1 protein-coding gene (cut by a window edge) is annotated in these 25225 nt (G+C 69.7%); it reads right to left on the bottom strand.

Annotation, left to right across the window (positions count from 1 at the left end):
* A protein-coding gene (locus tag SNR22_RS06990) for a hypothetical protein (RefSeq protein ID WP_320065633.1) crosses the window boundary here: on the bottom strand, positions 1–25225 show its beginning. The gene continues 28283 nt to the left of window position 1, outside the view; only the first 25225 of its 53508 coding nucleotides appear in the window; the start codon lies at positions 25223–25225; the stop codon falls past the left edge of the window.

The raw sequence follows: 25225 nt of genomic DNA, 5'->3' as shown, positions 1-25225 counted from the left end.
AGCCCTGCCGATCGGCCGCGTGAGACAGGCCTCGGGTGGCGACCGCGACGGCCCGGAAGGTCGCCACGGGACCGACCGTCGGATCGAGCACATCGGCCACGGCTCGCAGCATCGGCGCGGCGGAGGAGTGCGTCCGCTGTGGCGAGGCGTCGGCGGCGACGGCCAGCCGACGCAGGGTGGCCGGGGAGGGCGGGTCACCGAGAACCGGCGCGGCGGTCGGGTCGTTGCGGTGGCCGGCCGTTGGCGGCACCTCCGGCGTGTTGTCGCCGAGCGCGCGCACCGCCGTCCAGGATGAGTCGCGCAGCAGCCAACTCGTCAACATGTCGGGCTCGACGACAGTGATCTCCCCCGCCCCGGCGACCGCCGTGCGGAAGTCGTCGGCGGAGACGGGACGCTCCGGTGCACCGGAGACGGGGTCGAGCAGCCGGTAGCTGCCGTCGGCAGCTAGCCGCGCCGCGGCGGCACCCTGGGGCCGATCGATCCAGAGCAGGCTTCCCGACCGCAGTGCGGTCGGTACTCCGGTCAGCGGCCCGGCAGCGGTCCAGCCACGCGGCAGGCCCGTGGCCAGTAGCCGCCGGGCCCGCCCGGCCCGGCTGTCGGGCGCGTCGGCGTCGCGTCCGGTGGTGGTGCCCCAGGCCGTGGGATCTGCGCCGGGCACGTTCCGGGCGATCCACTCGCGGGCACGGTCGTCGGCCGTGTCGAGCTTCTCGCGGATCCGACTCTCCAGCTCGGAGACGAGCCTGTCGGACGCCTCCATCTGCACCGGCGTGCGCGCGAGCAGCCCTTCGAAGATCTGCTGCCGCTGCGCGAGGTCGATTCCCACCGCCTCGGCCCGGCGCACCAGGTCGGGGTCGAGACCCCCGACGATGTCGTTCGAGGTTCTCGGCATGGTTGCGGTAGCCGGCTGGGACCAGTTCATCCCTGCCGGGACGTCGTCCGGGCCGCGCAGCTCCACGACCAGGCCGGCCGGATTGATCCGGTATTCGTCGATCCTGAGGCCGTTGGTGACATGCAGGTCGACGTGGGTATCCAGCTCGAACGCGACGATCTGGGCTGTGGCGATCGGATCCTGGTCGAGGATCTCCAGCTTCTCGGTCGGTCTCTTCGGAGCCGAGCCGGGCGGATGCGCGCGCACGACCTGGTTGATGATCGCCTCGAGGGTGTCCCGGTCGGTGGTCTCGGCGAGCGTGACGACGTGGGAAGGCAGTTCAGTTCGCCGCACGGCCAGGTCGGCGCGGAGGGCTTCGGCCCGCTCGCCCGGCAACGTCCTCGACTGGGCGATCGCCCAGTCGAGGACGGTCTCGACGCGCAGTCGGTTCCGCTCGGCGATGTCGGCGGTCAGCCGGATCGGGGTGCCGGGCTTCGGGCTGCCGGAGGCGTTCCTGATCATCCGGGCGGTGTCCTGGCCCGCCCGGTTGGGGTCCAGGTCCCCGACGTCGACACCCTCGGGGGGAAGCAGCCTCCTGTAGAGCCCGTCCAGATCGAACGTGCTGGCGTCCGGCCCCGCCGCCGGCCAGCCCGACGGTGGGGTGTCTGCCCAGCCATGGGGCTGCTCGGCCAGCTGACGCCGCAGTTCCCGTACGGAGTCGGCGGGCATCAACATCTCGACGTCAGCGAGGACCCAGCCGGTGCCGTGCGGGCTGGCCCTCAGCGTCTCCGGCGCCAGCGTGGACAGGTTTTGCCCGCCCAGCGCCAGGTGCCAGTGGGCGACCCCTTCGAGTCTGAACCGGGCGCGCAGCCGAACGTGGAAGACCTTGCCGCCCTGCGTCTTCAGATGACGCTCGATGCGCTTGTTGTCCTCGTAGCCGGAGGTCTGCTTCATCGGGGCGGAGCGGTTGGCGCCGCTGGTGAACTTGCCCTTGACCGTCGTGTCCTCCCCCGGGCGGGAGTTGGTTTCGCCGACGGCTTTCTCGTACGACAACTCGCCGTCGATCTCGGGTCGCCAGCGGTCGCGCGCCTGGTTGACGGAGGTGCTCACCAGATACTTCTCGAGCCGGCCGGTGCCGGCGCCCTCGAACTCGCTGATGACCTCCAGGGCGTGCAACGAGGCGTACGCCTGCGTGTCGGCCCGCCGGTTGGACTTGCCGGCCGAGAAGAGCTGCGCGGTGAGCCGGAAACCGTCCTCGCTGAGCATCTCCGACAGATGGCTCTCGATGCTGGTCCGGGAAAACAGCCCGGAGATGGCGATGTTGCCCCGGTAGGCCGGATTGTTGGCGTTCGAGTTGAGCACCTTGGCCAGGAGCTCACGGGTCGTCGGGTGGAGCACGTCGGCCTCCGCCGAGAGGACCATGAAGTCGTTGGCCAGGGTCGGCAGGGACCGCAGATCCAGTGTCGTCGACCGATGGCTCGGCACGGCTTCCGCCAGCCCCTTCGGCACCCTCATGTCCAGCCGGGTCTCGTACGTGCGGCTGCTCGACTTCGAGGCAGGCGAGGAGGTGAATTGCTTCCGAAGCCAGTCCACCACCTTGACGCTGAGGTTGTTGAGCGTCCTGCCGTCCATGGCCAGCCCGCGGGCCGTCACGGTGATCCTGGCGTCGGCGACCATTCGGTAGTCGCCGTCGTATTCGTAGGCGGACTGGTATTTGGAGCTCAGCTCGCTGCTCTTGGCACCGAGGTTTTTCATCGGTTTGAACCCCACCGAGCCGCGGCCCACCACGGCCTTGCCCTCGCCGGTGAGCGTGACGGCACTCGAGATAGACCAACCCTTGCCCTTGCCGAGAGATTTCCCGGTGCCCGCGATGCCCGCCTTGTAGATTTCCAGGCCGGACTGTTCGGACCAGTCGACGTACTGCGGCCTGCCCACCAGGGCCAGCGAGAGCTTCGCCTCCACGACCTGGGCCAACAGGCCCTCTCGCAGTCGGACGAAGTAGAACGTCGGGGGATTGTGCCGGTGCAGCATGTCGTTCACGAGGGCGTGGGTGCGTTGCCCCGCGATGATGTTCTGGAGCGACTCGATGCCGATCGGGTTGGTGCCGATGACGTGCCGGTCGGACGAGAAGATCAGGACGTCCCGGCTGGTGCCCGGACGGGGCCAGTCGTCGTGGGTGGGACCGATCAGTCCGGGTGCCACCTCGTTGAGTCCCCGGCGGACCGCGTCCAGCACCGTGATGGTGCCCGGCCCCCGGCCGTCCGTGCCTGCCGGCTCGAACAGGGTCATCAGGTCGACGCCCGTGTAACCCAGGCTTCGGCCGCCGGCTCGGGTCAGGTAGGGGGGTGGGATCAGCTTGGCGAACGGATTGATGTCGGCGGCCAGGTCGTGGAGCCCGAAGTCCGCCGCGAGCCGGCTGCGCAGCTCCGGGTCGAGCACGGCGAAGCGCTGATCGATGTCGGCGTGCCGCTGGGTGACCGTCTGGGCCCACCTCTGGAGCTTGCTCAGCAGCATGGGCTTGTCGGGACGACCGTCGTCCGGGCGAGCGGCGACGTCCGCGCGCAACCGGCTCAGCAGTCCGGCCACCGTGTTGCCGCCGATCACCAACTCGCCTCGGGACCACCGACCCAGTGCGTCCGTCAGCTGGGCGACGCCGACCGGAAGCCGGTTCGCGGAGTAGTGCGCCAACGCCTCGGGTTCGGGCATCAGGATCAGCATCCCCCGCCCGAGAACGGCACCGGGGGCCGGCACGCGGGTCTTGGTGAAGGCGAACCCGACCTGTCTCTCGATTCCGGTCTGAAGGTGGAAGTCGACCTTCATGTGGTAGCCGTACCCGTGGTGGAAGGACAGCTTGATGACCTCCATGGCGCTTGCGCGTTTGATCTCCACGGAGGCGCTGTCGGACCCCCGCACGCCCGTCGTCGGGGTGGCATTGAGCTTTATGCTGCCCACCTGCCCGCCCAGGGTCGGTGCGAGTGCTCTCGTGGTCCACCCGGACGACTTGTTGGCGGAGTTGGCGACCTCCGCCTGCATGTAGTCGATGTAACCGACGACGAACTTATCCGGCGTCGCCCCGACGAACTGCGCGTCGTAGACGCGGTCCATCTTGATCGACAGCGCCGCCCTGGTGTTGACGGCCCAGGCGGGGTCGGCCAGGCTGCCCGCCGTGTAGTGGCCCTGCGTCATCTCGAGGAAGCGCGACCTGATGGCGATCGGGTTGACCATGTTGAGCACCGGTGCGGCCATCGGCCGGCCGACGTCGGTCAGGCCCGGAAGCTTCTCCTGCACCGCGGCGTACAACCCGCGGGTGTCGAGGTAGGACGGGACGGCCTGGTTGATCACGGCCTGGTCGACGTCTCTGGTGTCGGGGGCGCTGAAGGCGGCAGGGTCGCTGTTGAGCCCCAACAACTTGGCACGCACCACGCCGTCGACGACACCCCGCGCGACCCTCGGCAGGCCGGGGCTGGTATCGACGGTCGCGAGGGCATCGGGGTGCGTCTCGACGTCCGCGTCGCTGTCGAAGACGCTCTCCGAGTCGCTGTCGGGATAGGAGCCGGGCATGGCACCGAGGCTCGGGGCGGGGCTCGGCGCGAGGTCGGGAGCCTGGTCGCGGTAGTTGATCGTCCAGCTGAACTCGGTGGGCCAGGAAAAGATCTTCGCCGGGCCCGGATATTCCTCCAGCAGAGGATGGTTGACGATGCGGGTGACCCGCTCGGAGCCGCCGACGTTGTAGTTGTACGCGCCACCCAGGACCTCGATGGCCGAGAACAACTTCACCGACGCCGGCGTCTTGAACGACCCGTTGACGTCGGCCGAGAAGTTGTGGTTGCCGCTCGCTCCCTGACCGGCGATGCCGAGGCCCATAATCAATCTGACCTGGTGATACTCATCGGACGTCCGGTCGTAGTGCACGGAGTTGCCATCCGCGTCGAGCTCGTCGGTGACCTGATAGGACGCCCGGACGGTGACCATCGCCGTCCGCATCTTTCCATCCCGCCAGTTGTTCAGGGTGAAGGTCATCCCGTCCTGGGAGATGGAGTCGAAGTGCGATTCGAGACCTTCTTTGGAGACCAACTTGTTCAACAGATCGAGATTGTGCAGGACCGCGTCGCTGTCCACCCCCGTGACCCGGCCCAGCCAGCTCGAGCTCGGCGAAGCCATCGCGCCGGCACCGGACACCATGGAGCGCACCGTGCCGACGACGGACGCCACCGGGCGGAACCCGGGCACCAGGGAGACCACCGTGCCGAGCGCGGAGACCACCCCGGACGCCTCGGGCAGCATGGAGCGCACCGTGCCGACGGCGGACGCCACCGGGCGGAACCCGGGCACCAGGGAGACCACCGTGCCGAGCGCGGAGACCACCCCGGACGCCTCGGGCAGCATGGAGCGCGCCGTGGTGCCGAGCGCGGAGAACACCCCGGACGTCTCGGGCACCATGGAGCGCAGGGTGCCGAATCTGAAGTTCGCTATGTTGTCGATCCACGGCCGGTCCTCGTCCACGGGCAGGAATCCCTCGCGGACCAGTTCGTCCTTCAAGCCCAGGCGCAGCTTTGCCGCCGTATCCTCCGCAACCCGGACGCCGCCCACCGGCCCCACGCCGCCGCCGTCGAACAGGTGCCGTGGCAACCGGTTGCCACCGAGGTCCTCCGGATGCCGCCCGGTGTTGCGCAGGCGCTCACGCCACTCGTACGGCACCTCCTTGGGCTGCTCCACGACGGCTGCCGTCTGCTCCGACGGCGGGATGGCCGCGAGCGCGGCCTGGCTGTCGGGGTCGGCACGGAAGGCACCGACGTCGACGCTCAACCCGTGGTCGAAGGCGTCCGGCTCGGACAGCCGCAGCACGGCCGATCCGTCGACCGGCTCGATACGCCGCAGCCCCTCATCCGGCTTGAGGGAGGTGCTCACGCTCGCGGTCAACTGGAACGCGAAGTCGTAACCGTTGGTCGGACCGACGGTTCGATCCACCAGGACGTTCAGCGACGGAGCGGTGAAGCCACTGGTGTCATTGCTGGTCACGGACCACCCCAGCCGACCGCTCGGGGCTGCCGGAGCGGTGCTCTTGTGCACCTCCGGCTGGTTGAGGTCGCCCAGGGCGACATCGGCGCCGCCGCCGAGACTGGCACCCAACGACTGCTGAACGGCGAACTCCGCGCCATGGCCCACGATCGCGGTACGGACCAGTTCGATGTGCGCCAGGTCGCTCGTGCCACCCACCCGGCTGGCGTCGCCCCGCTCGGCGTGCACCTGGACGGTCACCACCGTCGCTCCGTCGTGATGGAGCCTGAACTGGTAGCCCCTGGTGAATTCCGCATGGACCGGCTGCCCGGCGGTGGCGACTGCCGCCGGTCGGTCGTTGAACGCCTCGTCGAGATGGGTCTCGAGGTTCCACAGCTTGCGGTGCAGTTCGCGGCGCATCGGGCTCCGGACGGACACGTCCCAACCGTCCGCCTCCAGCAGCCTCAGAACCCGATCGTAGGTCTCGACCAGCCCGGTGATCCCGGTCGCGGCGTAGGTCTCCGGCAACCTGGTCCCGTTGGCCGCCAGCCGTTCCGGCAGCTTGGCAGCCACCTGCGCGGTGGGCTTGGAGAGCAGATGGTCGGGGACCGCGACGATCAACTTGCCGGGGTTCTCGGGTGCCTGCAGCGCTACCGGCGTCCACCCCCACCCCTCCGTCCGGGTCTCCACCGCCCACCCCGGCCGGTAGGAGAAGAACGTCGAGTCCCCGCGGTTGTCGAGCACCCGGCCCTTCTCCGCGTCCATGACGTGGGTGGTCTTCTGATCGGTGCGGTTGATTGTCTGGTTGAGCTTCCCGCCGAGATAGGCGGTCAACTTCCACGGCACCGTGAACGTGGCGTCGAGGCGTAGGCGGATCGCCCGCATCGTGGCGGATTCCGCCTGGCTCTCCGCGCCGACCTGGAAGGCGCCCTGAATCAACTCGCTGGCCCGGAACCGGCCGTCAGCGCTGGTGGTGCGCCCCTCGACGTCGTCGAGCGACAGGTCGGGGGCGAGGGTGTCGGAAGAACCCGCGGGATTGAGCACCAGCTCGGGATCCTCGGGGTTCAGGCGGAACCTGACCTCCATACCGCCCAGGGCGATCAGGTGACCGTCCGGGCTGACCAGCGACGAATAGCCGAGGTGCAGGTTCATTCGTAGCTCGGTCCACTCCTCCGTCTTCACCTCGATCTTCCGCCGCGCGGCCTCGTCCCGCAGCGCCTGCTCGATGGTGGCGACGTCCGGCAGCCTGTCCTTCAGCCCGGCGAAGGGGAGGGTCCGCCGGTCGGGCATCGCCGTCGGCGGCACCTCCTGGGGCACCGGGGCGGCGACCGGGCCGACGCTCTCCGAGTTGCCGTACACGCGCACGTGCCGGTCGGGGGCGGGCACGCCGGACAGCAACCGCTCGACCACCGTGGCGACCTCGGGCGGAATCGGCCCGCCACGGGACTGGACCACGACCGTCACCCCGCTCGGCGACGCCGTCAGGGCACCGGGCGGCAGACCTTCGAAACTGGTCCCCCTCTCGGCGAACAGGATCACACTTGCGCGCTGTCCGACGGTCCAGCCGCGGTGCACCTCGAAGGCGAAGGCACCCGTGGGTTCGAGGTTCAGCGGCGGGACGTGGCGGGCCCGATCCGAGGCGACCGGCACCCGGTAGGCGTGCGCGGCGGCGGGAAACGTGCGCTGACGTCGGGCGTCGATCGCAATCATGGCGCCACCGGGGCGGGGGCCCCTACCCGCCGCGGATGCCGGCAGCACCAGCTCCACGATCCCACCGAAGCGCTGGCGCAACTGGTCGGCAACGGCCACCGCGTCGGTCGACGACGGGGTGGCGGCGGGGGCCGAGAAGACCTGCAGCGTTTCCGCGCGCTCCGGTCCGAGCGACTGCCACACCGCCTCGACCACCGGCACCGGATCGGTGACCGACTCGTGCAGGACCAGTCGGGGGCGGCCCGGGTCGCCGAGATCCGCCCACTGCAGGGCCGTCGTACCGTCCGGTGGTGCGAACCCGACGTAGGCGAGCACCCCTCCGGGGACGTCGGTCAGTCGCACCCCGCCCACCTGGTCGAGATTCAACGCCGCCGCGGTGAGCCCGATGCCCGAGGTGGTGAGGTGGGAGACGGGGCCCGCCGGCATCGCCGTGAAGACCGACCCAACCTGATCGCGTACGCCGTCGGGCAGCTCGCTTCCGCGCCACCCCAGGAACATCTCCGGTTGCTGCCGCACGAGGCCATCGGAGCCCGGCGGCCTCTCGGACCGGGGCAACGCCTGCCGAGCATCGGCCAGCAGGCTCTCGGGACCGATCCACAGGTGGCTGTCCCCTTCCCAGGCCACCCAGCCGTCGCGGAGCTGGTAGACCCCCGGCGACCGCTCCGGTAGCCCGTGCGGCGCGGGCCGGATTGGCCGGTCGCCAGGGATCTCCGGCAGGAAGAGGTAGCGGTCGGGGTGCCCGCCGAAGAAGGTCACCGTGCCGTCGGCGTCCAACGGGATGATCCGCGGATTCGACCTCGGCAGGACCGACAACGCCGAGTGCGGGACCGAGAGGACGGCGGAGTGCGTCTCTCCCACCGCCGTCGCGATGAACTTCAGCGCGTCGGCCACGCTGACCTGCCGCTCCGCCGGCCAGTGCAGGACGGCCCCGGTGGCGTCCTGCGCCCGCATCCCGGCGAGCGCCTTCTCGAGGGTGGTCGGGTCGAGCACCGACGGGTCCAGCAGGATGGCCGGCCCGGACCCGGTCGGGGCGGGCACCCGCGAGCTGATCGAGTCGGGAGCCACGGCGCTGTCGTGCAGCAGGACGGCACCGGCCGCCCGCTGCAGCCGCAGGTCCTCGGGCAGCTTGGCCGCCATGGCCGTCAGCGTCCCGTCGACGGGCAGATCCGGCGACACGTCGGGCGTGGTGGACGTCGGCGGTTTGTTCGTGTCGGCGGGGTTGTCGTAGTGGAAGAGGAGCTGGTCCCCCGCGTCGCTCGACGTCTGGTAGAGCGTCACCGGGCGGCCGGTGTCCGGGCCGTACTCCGCGACCAGGCGCGCGCCCTCCGCGTCCACCTGCTGAACGCTCAACCGGCTGCCGGTCGCGTGCGCCAGCAGGGGCGGCAGGAAGTTCCCGTCCGGAACGCGCCATCCGCGCTCCCACGTCCGCACAGCGGCCCGCACCCGGTTGAACTCCAGGGCATCGAGCTGACGATCGGATTCGACCAGCACGCGGGTCAGGAAGGCGCGGGACTCGTTCGGGGGCAGTTCGCCGGGCGGGAAGCCCATTGCGGTGAGCCGCTCCAGCACGTCCTCGGCGTTGAGCCTGTCGACGTTCTCCGCGACCTCGTCGCGGAAGTTGATTCGTTGCCTGTTCACCTCTGCCGGGAGCTGGCCGCGGTTGGCGTCGAGGTAGTCGAGGACACCCGCCTGCAGCAGGTCGGCCACCTGCTTGAGCGGCGATTTCGGGGGCACCTCCCGGCCGGCCAGCCGCGTCACGGTGGCGTGCACGGCTGCGGGGTTGTCCAGGAATGTGCCCAGTTCCTCCGGCAGGTCCTTCCCCAGCAGTTCGCGGACCCCGGCCGGTTCGGCGGCGATGACGGCGTACAGCATGCCGGGGCCGTCGCCCGGGACCTGAGGCGCCCACACCGCAGCGCTCGCCGTTTCCGGCATCGGGTGCGCGGGCACGACAGAGCTCGGGGCGGGTTCCGGCACATTCACGACCGGCGAGACGTCCGGGGTGGTCGGAGTCGCCGGGCTTTCCGGCAGCGGCGAAGCATCCGGCAGCACATCCGGATCGCCCGGAACCGCAACGTCGGGACCCACCGCAACGTCCGGGACCGCCGGCACAGACGGCGAATCGGCAGCCGGAGCGGGAGACGCGGCAGGCGGGGCGGTTACCGACGGCTGCGTCGGCTCAGCGGGCCCGGAGGCGTTGTAGTGGTCGCCCTCGCGGTAGAGCGTGATCGGGCGGCCGTCGTTCGGACCGAAGTGCGCAACTTCGTTCCATAGACCCACCGAAAAGGACTGTAGAACGATGATCCGGCTACCGGTCGCGTGTGCCAGCAGAGGCAGCAGCGCCTCCCCGGCGTTCATATGCCAGCTCCATTGCTCTACAACCTGCCGCACCTTCCCGAATTCCAAGGAGTCGAGCTGACTTTCCAGATCGACCGGCGAGTCAGAGCCTAAAAACCAGGACCGCTGTATGTTCACGTCAGCCGGGAGCCGGCCCTGATTGGCGTCGAGGTACTCAAGGACATGAAGGCGCAGCCGCGCGGCCACCCGCGCGAGCAGGGAGTTCGAGGGCACCGCGCCCTCGGAGAGCAGATCCTGCACGTGGTCGCGCAGCCTGCTGGGGTCGGACAGGAATAGGTTCAGCGGTGCGGGCGGGTTCGCGGGCAGATCGCGCCTCAGGCCCTCGGGCAGGCCCCGACTCAGCACGTCACGGACCAGGGCCGGATCGGTGGCGATGAGGGCATACAACTGGCAGTAGCCATCACCTGGCACGATGAACATCGGATTCCGGCCGTTCGCCGATTCCGATTCCGATTCCGCCGGCTGGCCGGGCAACCTCGGCGGAGTGTCCACCCCACTGTTCCAGAAATCGGCCACACTGCTCGAACCCCGCGCCGCACTCGCCGCACCATCCGGACGCTCCACCGGCCCGTGACCACCCACCACACCCGCGTAATGCGGAGCCAACGTCGCTACGATCTGCTCCAGATCTTCGCCAGTCACCTCCAACGACTCACCCGGATGATGGTGGCCCATCAACGACGACCCCACACCCGCCCCCACCGCATGGTCAGCCACACCGACCATGTGCAGCACCTCATGCGCATACGACGACGACGGCTCCCCCGCCGCCCAATGCACCTGATCCGTCCGACTCCCCGGCGCCCCCACCTCGATCACATGATGCGCATCAGCCCGATCATCAACGAACTTCACGCTGAACTCGATCGGCACGTCCACCGACGGCAACCGATACCCCGGCGCGTTCAGATGCCGATCCACACCCGCTGACGTCTTCCGACGCACGTCAGCAAGAACAGCCTCCGACGCCCCCGCCACATGCAACCGCACCTCGAACAACCAACGATCCGGCCTCGGCACCAACGCATACCGCACCCCGATCCGCTCACCACTACCAGCCGGGCGGGACACCACCACAGCGCCCGAAGCCGACTGCTCAAAACGGAACGCCTCACCCCTCGGCCGCCACCGCTCCGCATCGATCTCGATAATCTGAGTCTTGACGTTGTCGAGCAGCGCGGCCACGCCGGCGCCGAAGTCGCGCAGCGACTCGATCTCCACGTCGTGCAGGATCTCGAGCTTCTCCCGGACGTCAGGGCGGTCACCGAACTCGCTCAGGGTGTCCTGCACGGAACGCGGCAGCCACCTGATGGCCTCGTCGAGGCTCTCCGGGCTGCGGGTGACGTTCAGCCGCACCACCTCCCCGCCGGGGTAGGCGAGGTAGGGCCGCGACACCGGATTCGTGACATCACGAATGCTCAGCTCGACCATGGAGTCGAGACTCCGGGCGAGGTCGCGCGCGAGCCGGACGCGGTCGAGGCCGAGTACGGCCCGCTCGTCCACGGGGGCGGTGGTGGTGGCGGCGTACGTCGAGTCGGCGGTCAACACCAGGAACATCGGAGGCGTGCCGCCGTGCTCCGCACGGATTCGGCGGGCCAACTCGTCAACAGCGGCGGACGCCTGATAACCGGAACGGGCAATGTCGGCCAGCGCCTTGTCCACATCCGTCACAGGCGCGTTCGGCACGACCGGCGGGTCGACCAGCAGCAACAGCTGCTCGACCTCGGTCCGTACCGTGTTGAACGCCGTTTCGCGGTCCGCCCGGTTCTGGTCGAGCTGCTGGACGACCTGGTCGTGCACCTGGCGCTGGAACTCCTGCGCCCGGAGATCCTCTTGCGCGTCCGGCACCTGCCCGCGCAGGTTCGACAGCGCCTGCTCAAGGTCGGAAACGCTGCGCTCGGGCTGTCGGCTGCCCCCGTTGTCCCCGTCGGAGACGTTTTGGACGGCGGTGAGTTGCCGCTGCGTATCGCGGAGCTCGGCCTCGACGGCGTCGACCCGGGCCGCCGCGTCCGCGTACGCCTGCGTGACCGCCGCCTGACGGGTACGCGCCTGGCGGAACGCGCCATGGGCCAGCTGAAGGTCATGGGCGGCCTGCTGCTGCCGCTGCCGCGCGGCCTGCCGGGTGGTGCTCTGCACGCCCGGGTCGGCCGCCTGCGGTGTCGACGCCGGGTCGTGAAGCCGGTTGGCGAAGTGGCGGAGCGCCGCCCCGGGCGCGGAGGTCGTGCCGCCGCCGAGCCGCCGGATCGCCTCGGCCCACTGCTGCCGCTGCTCCACGGAGTGGTTTCCCCGCGCCTCGCGCACCACCGACGTGGTCTCGGCGGCGACATCGTCGATGTTGCGGCCGGCGAGTGTGTCGGCGGTCAGTCGCAGGATTCTCTCGTGGGTGGCCGCGACGGGGTCCGGCAGAGAACGCAACAGGCCCGCAAGCGCCGCCAAGGCCGCGTGGTCGGTCAGGTCCGGCTTGGCGAAAATCTCCATCAGGGAGCTATGGGCGGCCGTCGTGTCGGGACCGGAAAGAAGAAGATGACCGTACGCGTCGTCGATGCGGCCGTAGCGGGCGAGGGTGAGCAACGCCTCCAGGGTGGCGAGATGGGCGTTCTCAGGCTGCAGGGCGAGGCTCCTCTGCAGCTTCTGGAGGACAGCGTCGGAAGTGAGCTCCACCCGATTGGCCTTCAGGTATTCGTACGACTGCCCCCAGTCGGTGAGCTGCGTCCACTTGTCGACGACAGGCTTCCCGACAGTCGGTTCGCCGGGGGCCGCTCCCACCTCGCCCTTCCACCCCTCTTCGCTGATCTCGGTAAGCCCCGTGTCGGCGGGGCGCGGGGCCGCTGCGGACGTGGCGCTCGCGCCGAAGTGCGTCGTCCACCCGTCGTCCCCGAGCACCGGCCAGGGATTTCCCGCCTCCGGCCACAGGAGGGTGACGCTCCTCGCCTCGGCGACTTCGAGGTGGAACTCCTCAGCGGTCAGGGTCCTCGGCCCACTCCTGCCCCGTGGCTCGAACAGCAGGTAGCTGCCGTCGCCCTGGAGCTGCGCTGCGAGGGCGTTCTCATCGAGGGCGATCCAGATACCGGTGGTCGAGGGCAGTACGGTCGGGACCTTGGGCAGCGGGCCGACGGTGCTCCCACCGGTCGTGATGTCGGCGGCCAGGAGCCGCCGCGTACGGCCGGCTCGGCTGTCGGGCGATGTCCTGTCGTACGAGGTGACGGGCGGGGTCTCGGCCGCCTTGTCCAGGAACCGCCGGGCGAGCCACTGTCGGGCGCTGTCGTCGGCCACCTCACGCACGTCATCGATAAACGCCTCGACCTTCGCGGGCAGTGCCGCAGCCGCCTTCGGCTGGATCGGCGTGCCCTCCAGCAGACTCTCGTAGATCTGCTGTCGCTTCTCGAAGTCGATGTCGGCGGCATCGGCTCGGCGGGTCAGATCGCCGTCGAGCGCCGCGACCACCTGGGTCGAAGTCACCGGGGCCCACACGCCGGAGAGCGCGTCCTCCCGCAGCTGCACGACCAGTCCCTGCGGATTGATCCGGTACCGGGTCACGCCGGTGCCATCGGCGAGCTCCAGGTCGAGGTGCGTGCTCAGCTCCACCGCCACGCCCCGGGCCACGGTGAGCGGATCCTGCCCGAGCATCACCACTTCCTCCGTCGGCGCGGACGGCGCCGTGCCGGCAGGAAAAGCCCGGGTGACCTGGTCGATGATCATGGCGGCAGCGGCGTCCTCGTACCGCCAGGCGGTCTCCTCGGTCGGCCTGCCGCCCGGCGGGAACAGCTTGCCGCGCTGCTGGATCAGCTCGGGAAGACCTGCGGCGACCTGCTCCTCGACGGTCAGCGAGCCGAGGTGGCCAATCGCCCAGTCCAGCGTGGACCCGAACGGCAAGTCCCCGGCGTCGGCGGCCGAGGCCTGGGCGAGTTCCGCCAGTTCCGCGATCAGCGTGGGCGATGCCATGTCGGGCGGGAAGGCCCGGGCGACCCGGTCGACGAGCACGGCGGCAGCGGAGCCCTCGACTTGCCACGCGCTTTGCTCGGTCGGCGCGACACCCGGCGGGGGCAGCTTGCCTCGCTGCTGGATCAGCTCGGGAAGACCTGCGGCGACCTGCTCCTCGGCGGTCAGCGAGCCGAGGTGGCCAATCGCCCAGTCCAGCACGGTCTCGAGATGTTGCCGGGCGCGCTCGGCGGTGCCGGCGGTGAGCCGGATCGGGGGTACCGCCTGGTAGGAGTTGCCCAGCCCGTCGCGAATCAGCAGGGCCGTGTGCGCGGCCGCCTGACCGGGGTCGAAGTCGCCGGCCTGGATCGTCTGGCCGGCCAGCGGGGCCTCCGCCATCCTCGTCGGCGTGGTGCGGACCAGTAGCTCTTCCAGGTTGGCCCGATACGCGTTCTCCCCCGGTGCCGGCCAGCCGGCCGGGCCCGGTGGTTGCACCCGCCCCGCGGCCGCCGGTGCCGGAGAGTCCCACTGGTACGGCTGGTTCATCTGCAGCTTGAGATCGTTGTATTCGTCGATGAACATCTCGACGTAGACGTCACCGGCCACCCAGCCGGTGGCGGCGGTGTCCGGCCCGAATCGCTCCGGCCCGATCGCGGACACGCCCGCACCTGGGCTGAATACACCGGGTGAGTGCGGGACCGCGGCGAGCCTGAACTGGCCACGCAGCCGGACGAGGTAGACCGGGCCCTGCATCTTCAGGTGGGCCTCGCCGCGCCTGTTGTCCTCGTAGGTGGTGCCCTGGTTCATCGCCGCCACTCGGCTGCCCCCCATGGGGACCTTTACCTGGTTGGTGTCTCCCCTCATATCGAACGGGCCGACCGAGGGCGCGATGTCGACGGTCGGCCGCAGGCGGTCGTGCGACTGGGAGGCGCCGGTGGTGACCTGGAACTTCGACTGCCGTCCGGTGCCGGTGCTGTCGATGATCTCGCTGATGGCCTCCATGGAATGGAGGGACGCTTCCATCCGCAGGGCAGCCCGGCTGTTCGACATCCCGGGCACGAAGAGGTGCGAGGCGAGCAGATGCCCGTCCGGATCCAGGGCGGAGGGCAGGCCGCTGTCGATGTTGACCCGGGACAGCAGCACGGAGAGGCCCATGTTGCCCCGATAGGCCGGGTCGGCGGTCGACCCGCCGAGCCAGCGGCCGGCGGCGGTCGACTGCTTGTCGAACACCTTGGCCAGGAGTTCCTGACCGGCCGGGAAGATGCCGTCGACCAGTGCACCACTGAGGTAGACGTCACCGGGCAGCGGAGGCACCGGACGCAGGTCCTCGGAGGCCGACCGCGCCACCGGGGTTGCCTCCGCCAGCCCTCGGGGCACCTTGAAGTCGAGCTGCGCCGGGTATCTGCCAACCGCCGGCGGAGGGCTGTTCTTCCAGGCGTCGAGAAGGCTGACGCCCAGGTTGTTCAAGGGCCGACCAGCCATCTTCAGGCGTCTGGCCGTGATGACGACCTCGGCGTCGGTGGTCAGCCGGTAGTGACCTGTCCAGTCGTAGATCGACTGATAGTCGGTGCTCTGCGTGGCGCCCTTGAGCGTTCGGTTTCGCTGCGGGGCAAACGACAGGGACCCCTCGGTCGGGATTGGGTACCCTTCGGCGCTGAACCCCATGCTGAACGGCTTGAAGTTCAAACCCAGGGATCTACCGAAGACGTCTCCGAGGGCCTGGACGTACATCTTGTAGGTTTCGAGGCCGTAATTGTCCACCCAGTCGGTGTATCGCGGCCGTCCCTTCAGCATGGCCGACAGCTTCACCTCCACGATGTCGCTCAGCACTGCGCCCTTGCGGTTCGCGAAGTAGAACGTCGGCCCGTTGTGCTGATGCAGCATGTCGTGCACGAGCGCGTTGCCGCGTGGTCCCGCCACAAGGGCATTGAGCGAGTCGATCGCGCCCGGCAGGGTGCCGAGGAACTTCCCTTCCGGGGTGACCCAGACGTAGCCGTCGTCGCTTCCCTCCTTGGCCCAGTTGGCGTGGCTGGACCCCAGGAGCCCCGGGACGACCACTTCCGTCTGCTCACGGACCGCGTCGAGCAGCGATTTGGTCGCTCGCGGCAGGGCGTCCTGCGGCGCCGGCTCGGCGAAGATGGTCAGTTTGTCGATGCCCCCGTGGCCCATCGTCCGGTCTCCGGTCCGGGTCAGGTACGGGGGGATCGTCAGCTTGCCGAAGGGGTTGACGTCGGGATCCAGCGTCAGCCCGAAGCCGGCCTCGAACTGCGCCCGACGCTTCTGGTCGAGCACGGCGCCGCGCTTCTCGGTGTCACTGTGCCGGTTAGCGAGCGTCTGCGCCCAGTTCCGCAGGTCGTGGCGGATCAGCTGGGCGTCGAGGTCGGGGGTCTCGATGGCGCTGCGAGCGGCCAGGTCCTCACGCCACCGGCTCAGCAGTCCGGCCACCGTGTTGCCGCTGAGCACCAGCTCCTCGCGTGACCACCGAAGCATCGCGTCAGTCAGCTGGTGGTCGCTCACCGGCACCCGGCCCGCGGCATACTCCGCCAATGCCTCGGCTTCGGGCAACAGGAACACGATCGTGCGGTTGTCGACCCTGCCGGCAGGCGGCACATTCGTCGAGCCGTGGAGGTACCCGATCTGCTTCTTGACCCCGCTGCGGATCTCGAAGTCGGTCTGCGCCTGAAAGGCGTACCCGCGGCCGAAGGCCAGCTTGATCGACTCGATGCCACCGGCGCGCTTGGACTCAGCGGTGTAGCTTCCGCCCACCTTCACGGTGACCGACTCGCCCACGGTGATGGCGAACTTCTTCTCGCGCTCAGCCTTCAGGGTCAGCCCGGGCGCTTTGCCGGTGAGCCCGCCTGACCAAGTGGCGGTGTTGACGGCCTCCGCCTGGTACAGCTCGATCAGACCGGCGACGTACTTGTCCGGGGTCGACCCGACGAACTGCGTACCGTGAATGCGGTCGGCCTTGATCGAAAGCCCAGCATGGGTGTTTCTGAAGAAGCCGGGATCGAAGAGGCTGTCGGTGCTGAACTCCCCCTGCAGCGCCTCCTTGTAATGCGCCTTGACGGAGATCAAGTTGCTCAGGCTGGCCACCGCCGTGGCCATCGGCTGCCCGACGTCGGTCAGGCCGGGAAATTGACGCTTCACCTCGCTGTGCAGGCCGTGCGTGTCGAGGAAGTACACCACGCCCTGGTCGAGCACAACCGGGTCGGTGTCCTCGGGATCGACCCGGCTGAACACGGACGGGTCCCTGTTGAGCGGCAACAGCCCCGCCTGCACCGATCCGGTCACCGGGCGCGCCGAGCCGTCCTGACTGACGGCGTCGCTGTCGGGCGTGCTGTCGCTGCCGCTCTCGGTGATCGTGTAGGTGAAGTCGTACGGCAGGTTGAACAACTGCACTCGACCCGGGTACTCCAGCAGCTCCGGACGGTTCACCAGGCGAGTGACCCGCTCGCCGGCACCGACGGAGTGGCTCACCGACCCACCGATCAGGTCCACCGAGCCGATTCCCTTCACCGCCGTCGGCACGGCGAGCTTCAGCCCGACCTCCCCCGAGATGCCGCGGCTACCGCCCGAACCCTGGCCGGCGATGCCGATACCCATGGTCAGGTTGACCGAGTGGCGCTCGTCGGTCATCCGGTCGTAGTACACCGAGTTGCCGTTCGAATCGACCTCAGCGTCAAAGCGGGGGGTCGCCCGGACCGTCACCTTCGCGGTCCGGATGAATCCGGCCCGCCAACTACTCAGGGTGAATTCCATTCCATCCTGAGTGAGGGTGTCGAAGTGTGACTCCAGGCCCTCGCGGGAGACCATCTTCCCAAGCTCGTTGGCGTTGTCGATCGAGGCGTTGGTGTCGTGGCCGAAGATGCGTCCCGGGCCCCCCGCCACGCGCTGCAGCGGCGTCGGCAAATCGACCGCCCGGTTCCAGGGCCGGTCCGGGTCCGCGACCAGAAACCCCCTCTCAGCCAGGTCGCTCCTCAGCCGTTCGTGGAGTTCGCCGACCACCTGGTCGTCGACTTCGACGAGGCTCTGTCCGAAGCCGTGCCCTTCGAGCACATGTCGGGGCAACTGGTTGCCGCCGAAGTCCTCCTTGTGTTTTCCGAGGTTGCGCAGGCGGTCACGCCACTCCTGGTACGGCACCGCCTCGGGTCGACTGGGAACGGCCGGGTCGGGGGCGGCCGGGGGGGTCGGCGCGCCGACACTCTTCGCGGGAGGGCCAGCTCCCTCGAAGGCGTCGGCATCGACTTGGAACCCGAAGTCGTACGCATCCGGCTCGGAGAGCCGCAGCACGATCGATCCGTCGACTGCGGCAACCTGCTGCGGCCCGTCGAGGGGCCTGCGGGACGTCGCCACGCTCGCACCGAACTTCAGCTGGAGCTCGTGTCCACCCGTCATGCCGGTGTAGCGGGACACCATGACGTTCAGGGACACGTTGGTGAAACCGCCACCGTCCCGGTTGTTCATGTTCGTGCCCACCTCAGCGGAGGCCCCGAACCCGGCCCCGTCCTGCTTCCCCGACGGCGTCGATTGACTGCCGACGTCCAAGTCCACGCTGTTGCCCAGGGTCGCGTCGACGCTGCCGCCGACATTCACCCCGGTGCTCTGCTGAAGGGTGAACTCTCCGCCCTGTCCGATGATCGCGGTGCGAACCCGCTCGATGTGCGCCTTGTCGCTCGTGGCACCCGCCCGCTCGGCGGCCCCGCGCTCGGCGTACACCCGGATCGTCGCCACTGCCTCCTGCTTGTCATGGAGCGTGAACTGGTATCCCTTGGTGTGCAGGGGTTGCTGCCCCGGTTCGGCGGAGGGCTGGTTGTTCACCAACTCGTCGAAATGGGAGTCGACGTTCCACAGCTTGCGGTGCAGTTCCCGGCGGATCGGGCTTCCGACCGACACGTCGAAGCCGTCCGACTTCAGCCGCGCGAGGATGTTGTCGTAGAGGCCGATCAGCCCGCTCACGTTGCTGGCATGGAAGAGCGCAGGCACCTTGGCCTTGTTGCCCGCCCGCTCCACGGGCAGATCAGCAACCACCTGCGCACCGGTCTCGACCAGCAGGTGGTCCGCGACCGCCACGATCAACCGTTCGGGCTTTCGACCCGAGCCCGGCGGTGGCACCCGCACCTGAGCCCAGGCCGTGTTGACTGCCCCCGCCGTGCCGTCGGTCTCAGTGGCGGTCACCCGCGCCTGCACCGACCACTCGGGGCGGTACGAGTAGATGGTCGAGTCGGCGCGGGTATCGAGAACTCGCCCCTTCTCCGCATCGACGATGTGCGAGAGCCTCTGATCGGACCGGTTGGCCATGAAGGAGAACCTTGGCCCCAAATGCCACTTCTGAGCCCTCACAATGTCGAAGGCCAAACCGATTCTCGCGCGGGCGGCCCGCAAGAGACCGCTCTGCGCCTGAGAGTGCGCTCCGGTCTGGAAATTGCCAAGGGTGGTCTGCGTGGCGTGATAGGCGCCGTCCTCCGTGGTTCGCTTATTGTCGGCGTCCACCGACGGGCCGGTCGCATCGGTTTCGGCTGACCCGGCGGGGTTCTTCACCACCTGAGGGTCCTCGGGGGTCAGCCGGATCAGCACCTCCATACCACCGAGTGCGAGCAGGTAGCCGTCCTTGCCGACCATCAACGAGTAGTTGTGGAACAGCTCCTTCTTCAGCAGGTATTTCTGGCGCTGTGAGACCTTGATCTTGCGGCTGTTCGCCTCCGCCACCAGTGCCTTTACGATCCGCTTGCTGCCGGGTAGGCCGGCCTTCAGGGCGGAGAGCGGGAGAGTCCTGGCCTCGGGGATCATCGTCGGCGCGTCGGACGCCACCGCAGGGGCGACGGCCGCCGGCCCGGCCCCCGCCTCCGGCGCCACCGGGCTGGCATCCGGCGTTTCCGGCCCGGCGCTGGCCGGGTTGCCGTAGACGTGCACCTGCTGGTCGGCGACGGGCACCCCGGAGAGCAGCTCCGCGACCGCGGCGGCGACCTCCCTCGGGATCGGCGCGCCGGAGGACTGGACCACGACCCCGACCCCGTTCGACGGCACCGCCAAGGCACCCTCCGGCAGCGTTGCGGGATCCGTCCCACCCTCGGCGAAGAGGACAATCCCGTCACGCTGCTCGGCGGTCCAGCCCCGACCCACCCAGAAGGCGCCACTGCCGTTCGACGTGAACCGCGGCAGCGGGGGCGCGGCTGCGGGAGCCACGCCGGCAGCCGGCAGCCGGTAGGTATGCGCGGCGGCAGGGAACGTCGCCCGGCCCCGGGCGTCGATCGGGACCAGCCCGTCGACGCCCGACAGCGTCCCGCCCAGCGCGGAGGCCGGCAGCACCAGCTCCACGGAATCGCCGTACTGACGCCGCAACTCGTCGGCCAAGGAGGGCGGGGTCGCACTGCTCCGTGCCGGCAGATGTGCGGGCGCCAGGAAGACCTGCAGCGGAGCGGCGCGTCCCGGCCCGACCGCCTGCCGCACCGCCTCCACCACGGCGGCCGGGTCGGTCACCGAGTCGTCGATCACCAGCCGGGGCCGTGCGGGGTCGGTCAGGTCGGACCAGTGCAACGCCGCCGTGACGGCCGGCGGCCGTGCACCGGTGTAGGCCGCCAGCCCGCCCGGGACGGGGCTCAGTCGGACGCCTTCGGGCAGACCCTCCACCATGGCCGGGTCGAACGTGCGCCCGTCCAGACCGATGCCCGAGGTGACGAGCGGGGTCACCGGACCCGCCGGCATCGCCGCGAAGATCCGACCCACCTGATCGCGTACGCCGGGGGGGATCTCAGTTCCCCGCCACCCCAGGAACACCTGCGGCTCCTGCGAGAAGCTGCTGTCGTCCGGCAACTGGGTGCTGCCCGGCAGCGCCTGCGTTGCCTCGTCGAGCCGGGCCACGGGACCGATCCAGAGGTGGTTTCCCCCCTCCCAGGCCACCCAGTCGTCACCGAGCTGGTAGACGCCCGTGGACCGCTCGGGCAGCCCGTACGGGGTGGGCCGGAACTCACCGACGCCCGTCGATTGCTCGGGCGGCCTGGCCTGAAGCTGCTCACCGGCAGCCGGCTTGTCGGCAGGAACCTCTGCCAGGAACAGGTACCGGTCGGGGCGCCCGCCGAAGAAGGTCACCTTGCCGTCGGCGTCCAACGGGATGATCAGCGGGTTGGGCTTCGGTCGGGCCGACAGCGCCGATCGAGGAACCGAGAGGATCGCGTTGTGCTTCTTTCCCTGCACCTTCGCCATGATCTCCAGCGCGCGGTCCACGCCGACCTGCTGCTCCTGCGGCCAGTGCAGGACCGCCCTGGCGGTGTCCTGCGCCTCCAGTCCGTCCAGCGCCTTGCTGAGAAGCTCCGGGTCGAGCACCGACGGGTCCAGCAGGATCGCCGGTCCGGGCCCCGGGGCCGGCACCCGCGAGCTGATCGCGCCGGGTGTGGTTCCACTGTCGTGTAACAGGATGGCGCCGACCGCGCGCTGCAGTCGCAGGCTCTCCGGCAACGTGGCGGCCATGACGACCAACTGCCCGTCTGCCTTCGGAGCCGGCGCAGCGGCAGGCGGGCCGGGGATCGACGGCACGCTCGGCGGCGCGGCAACGGCAAAATCACGCACGGCGACGCCGAAAGCACCCAAGGCGGCAGTGCCCTGCCCGCCCGGGGACTCAGACAGGTCGGAGGTCAAACCAGGCGCAGGCGTCGCGGACGACTCCGACACCTCCATGACCGCCGGAGCATCCACCACCGGCGCGTCAACCACCGGTGGTGGAGTGACGGCCGGCGCCGGCGGAGTGACAGGTTCGGCGGAGAGCGACGGCTGCGACGGCGCGACGGGCACGGCGGCGTCGAAGTTCCTACCGCTGCGGTAGAGCGTGACCGGGCGGCCATTTTCCGGACCGAAGTACAGAACTTCTTCCGAGCCCCTGCCGGGAAGCTGGGCGACGGCGATCCGGCTACCGGTCGTGTGCGCCAGCAGCGGAAGCAGGACCGCGGGATTCCTCCACTCCTCCACGAGCTTCCGCACCCTGCCGAATGCCTCAGCCCCGGCACGGCCCCCCGGATCGACCGACGGTTCAGCATTCGAGAGCCCCGCCCATGACAGGGTCACGTCGGCCGGAAGTGCGTCTCGGTTGGTGTTGAGGTAATCGAGAACATGGATCCGCAGCCGCGCGGCCACCTGCGCGAGCTCGGAGTCCGAGGGGACCGCCCCTCCCCCGGTCGACGTTGCCACCTGCGCGCGCACCATGTCGGGTCTGGACAGAAAGCGGGTCAGGTCCGCGGGCAGGTTCGTGGGCAGGTTCCGCGTCAGCTCCGGGGGCAGGCCCTGCCGCAGCACGTCACGCACCAGGGCCGGATCGATGGCGATGAGGGCATACAGCGGGGAGTAGCCGTCGTGCGGCACCGTGAACAACTCGGTCGGTCCGGTCGCCGGTTCCGGTTCTGCCGCCAGCTGGCCGGTCAACCCGGGCGGCCGGTCCATCCCACTGGCCCAGAACTCGGCCACATCACCCGGGCCCCGCGCCGCACCCTCCGGACGATCGACCGGACCAGGACTACCGACCACACCCGCGTAGTACGGAGCCAGGGTGTCCACGATCTGCCGTAGGTCGTCATCGGTGACCGCCGGCGACCCCTCCGGATGATGACGGCCCATCAACGACGACCCCACATCCGGCACCGACACGCCGCCCGGAGGCGTGAGCGAAGCCCGATGGTCGACCGCACCGAGGAAGTGCAACACCTCGTGCGCGTACGACGTCGGCGGCTGCCCCGGCGCCCAACGCGCCTGATCCATCCGGCTCTCCGCCGACCCCACCGCAACCGTGGCATGCGCCAGCGCCGGATCATCGACGAACCGCACCTCGACCCGCATCGGCACATCCACCGACGGCAACCGGTAGCCCGGCTCGTTCAGATACCGCTCCACACCCTCTTCAGTGGCCTCCCGCACCTGATCGAGAACGGCATCCGGCTGACCCGTCAGATGCAACCGCACCTCGAACACCCACTGGTCGGACCGCGGCACCAACTCGTACCGCACTGATATCCGCTCACCATCAGGCGTCCGAGTCACACCGCCATCACTCACATGGAACGCCTCGCCGGTCGGGCGCCACCGCTCGGCGGCGATCTCGACCCTGCCCGGAGCAGCAGCGGGACCTGACTGCGGTGTCGTGCCTGCGTCCGGGGCGAAGGTGGCACGGTAGCGATCTAGCCACTCCCGCTGGTACGCCTCGATGAGCCTCCCGCTGCCCACCGGGTCGGCAGGGCTTGCGCTGCCCACCGCCGCAGGGTCGAACCGCTGGGCCAGCCCGATGAACTGGGTACGCGCCACCTCGGCCGCCTGCGCGGCGTGTTGCTCGAACGCCGCCGGGCCCGTCGGCCTCTCCGTCGCCACGATCTCGGGGCCGTGGGTGACGGAGGCGACCTGGGCGGGCAGGTCACCGGTCGCCTGCTGGATCACGCTCACCACCGGCGGGACCTGGGGGGCGATCGGATCGCCGACGGGCCGTAGCGGGGCGGTGCCCAGGACCGTCTCGAGGCCACGATCGACGTCGAGCCGGATCTGCCGGGCCACCGCGTCCCGCACGGCATCCGGCGGCACGGAGGCGACGCCGTCGAAGTACCTGTCCACCTGGTACTGCGCGGCGATCTGCCCCGCCGAGCGCAGCGCCTGCCGGTCGAACTCCACCGGCAGGGCGGCCATGATCTCCTGCGGGGAGGCGCCCGAACGGGCCACCGCCTCGATGATCCGCGCCACCGCCTGGTCCCGGACATCGGTCAGGTACTGCTCGGTGAGCAGGGTCGGCGGTACGCCGAGTCGGGTGAGCAGCGCCGCAGGGGCCGCGGCGGTGGGTCGGGCGTCGCGCCACTGGTCGAAGAGGCGCTCGACCGACACCGGTAGCGACGCGACGGCCTGCCTCGCCTGGCCGAGTTGCGCGACGATCGTGCCGTAGCGGTCGAGGAGGTTCTGCTGGAACCCCTGCCATCCGTTGACGCGGAGGTCGGTCGGGACGACCCAGCCCGGCACCGGGGCGAGCGGCAGGATCGGCGCCCCCGACAGACTCGGCACCCCCGACAGACTCGACGCCCCCGACAGGATCGGCGTCCCCAACAGGGTCGAGTCCCCCGACAGACTCGACGCCCCCGACAGGATCGGCGTCCCCAACAGGGTCGAGTCCCCCGACAGGCTCGGCGCTCCCGACAGGTTCGGCGTTCCCACCAGCGTCGACCCGTCGAGCGAGGCGGGCCCACCCAGCGGGTTCGGCACCGGCCCGGGCACCGGGGGCCCGCCCGACGGCTTCGACCCGGGAGGTAGGTGGCTCGCCGAGCCCGAGCCCGAGCCCAGGCCCGAGCCCAGGCCCGAGCCCAGGCCCGAGCCCGGCTGCTGCGATGGCTTCTCCCCATTCGGCGGCAGCACCGGCCGGCCGCCTCCGTCGAAGCCGGTGGGCCCGCGCAGCCACGGCAGGGCCGGCGGCGTGAAACCGAAATGGATGGAGGCGCCGCGCCCGCCGCGGCCGAGCCCCGTTGCGCCGATTCCGGTGCCCGCCTCGACCGCCCCGGAGACGGCGTCGTCGTCGGCGTTACGGGTGTCGTACTTCTGATCGACGATCAGGCTGGCACCGACGCCGCCGCCCACCTCCAGGGTGACCTCGGTGACGGGCCTCGCCGTGTACTCGATGATCGGCTGCCGCCACTTGGGTACGACGCCGTGCTTCTTCATGATCTCATCGATCGCGACCGTGCCCTTTTTGAACACCGGTATGGCGGCCGTGCTCACTCCGGCCACCGCCAGCGCGTACAGGGCCTGCTTGCCGATCACACCCCAGTTCACGCCGGAGCGGATGCCCCGGGCCATCTGGTCGAGCTGGGCCAGCAGCGCGGAGCCGGGCATGAACAGCATCTGGATCGCCGTACTGCGTGCCGCGATCTTCATCAGCGAGGAGCGCAGCACCGTCTGGATGATCGAGCGCGTCGCCGCCACCCGTGCCACCGCAGTCGCCGGTGAGAAGAACGCCTCGATGGCGGCGATCGCGAGTTCCGTCATCATGAAGGAGAACATGATCAACGTCTGGCGTTTGAGGTAGTCCATCTCGATGGCGTAGTCGCGCATCGCCTCGGCGATCTGGTCCTGGATGCTGGCCACCTGATGCAGGACGGCCGGGCTCGTCGCCACGAACGGCGCGGTCTGGGCGACGAAGCGGGCGGCGGTCTGGCCGTCCACCGAGGCGCCGACGGCCTGAATCGTCTGGAGCAGCTGCGGCCCCAACTGCTTGCGGACCCGTTCCGCCAACATGGCCAGGATTGCCGCGTCGTTCAGCAGATGCCCGACGTTCGCGCGGGGCAACCGGCTGCCGGTGAATACCTCGAGGGCGCGCAAGGTCCCTTCGTCGACCTCAAGGAGAGGGACGTTGGCCTTGATCAT

Source organism: Micromonospora sp. RTGN7 (assembly GCF_033804645.1).
Taxonomy (GTDB): domain Bacteria; phylum Actinomycetota; class Actinomycetes; order Mycobacteriales; family Micromonosporaceae; genus Micromonospora.
The sequence above is the reverse complement of the archived record's forward strand: the minus strand, read 5'-3'. Positions and strand labels throughout refer to the sequence as shown.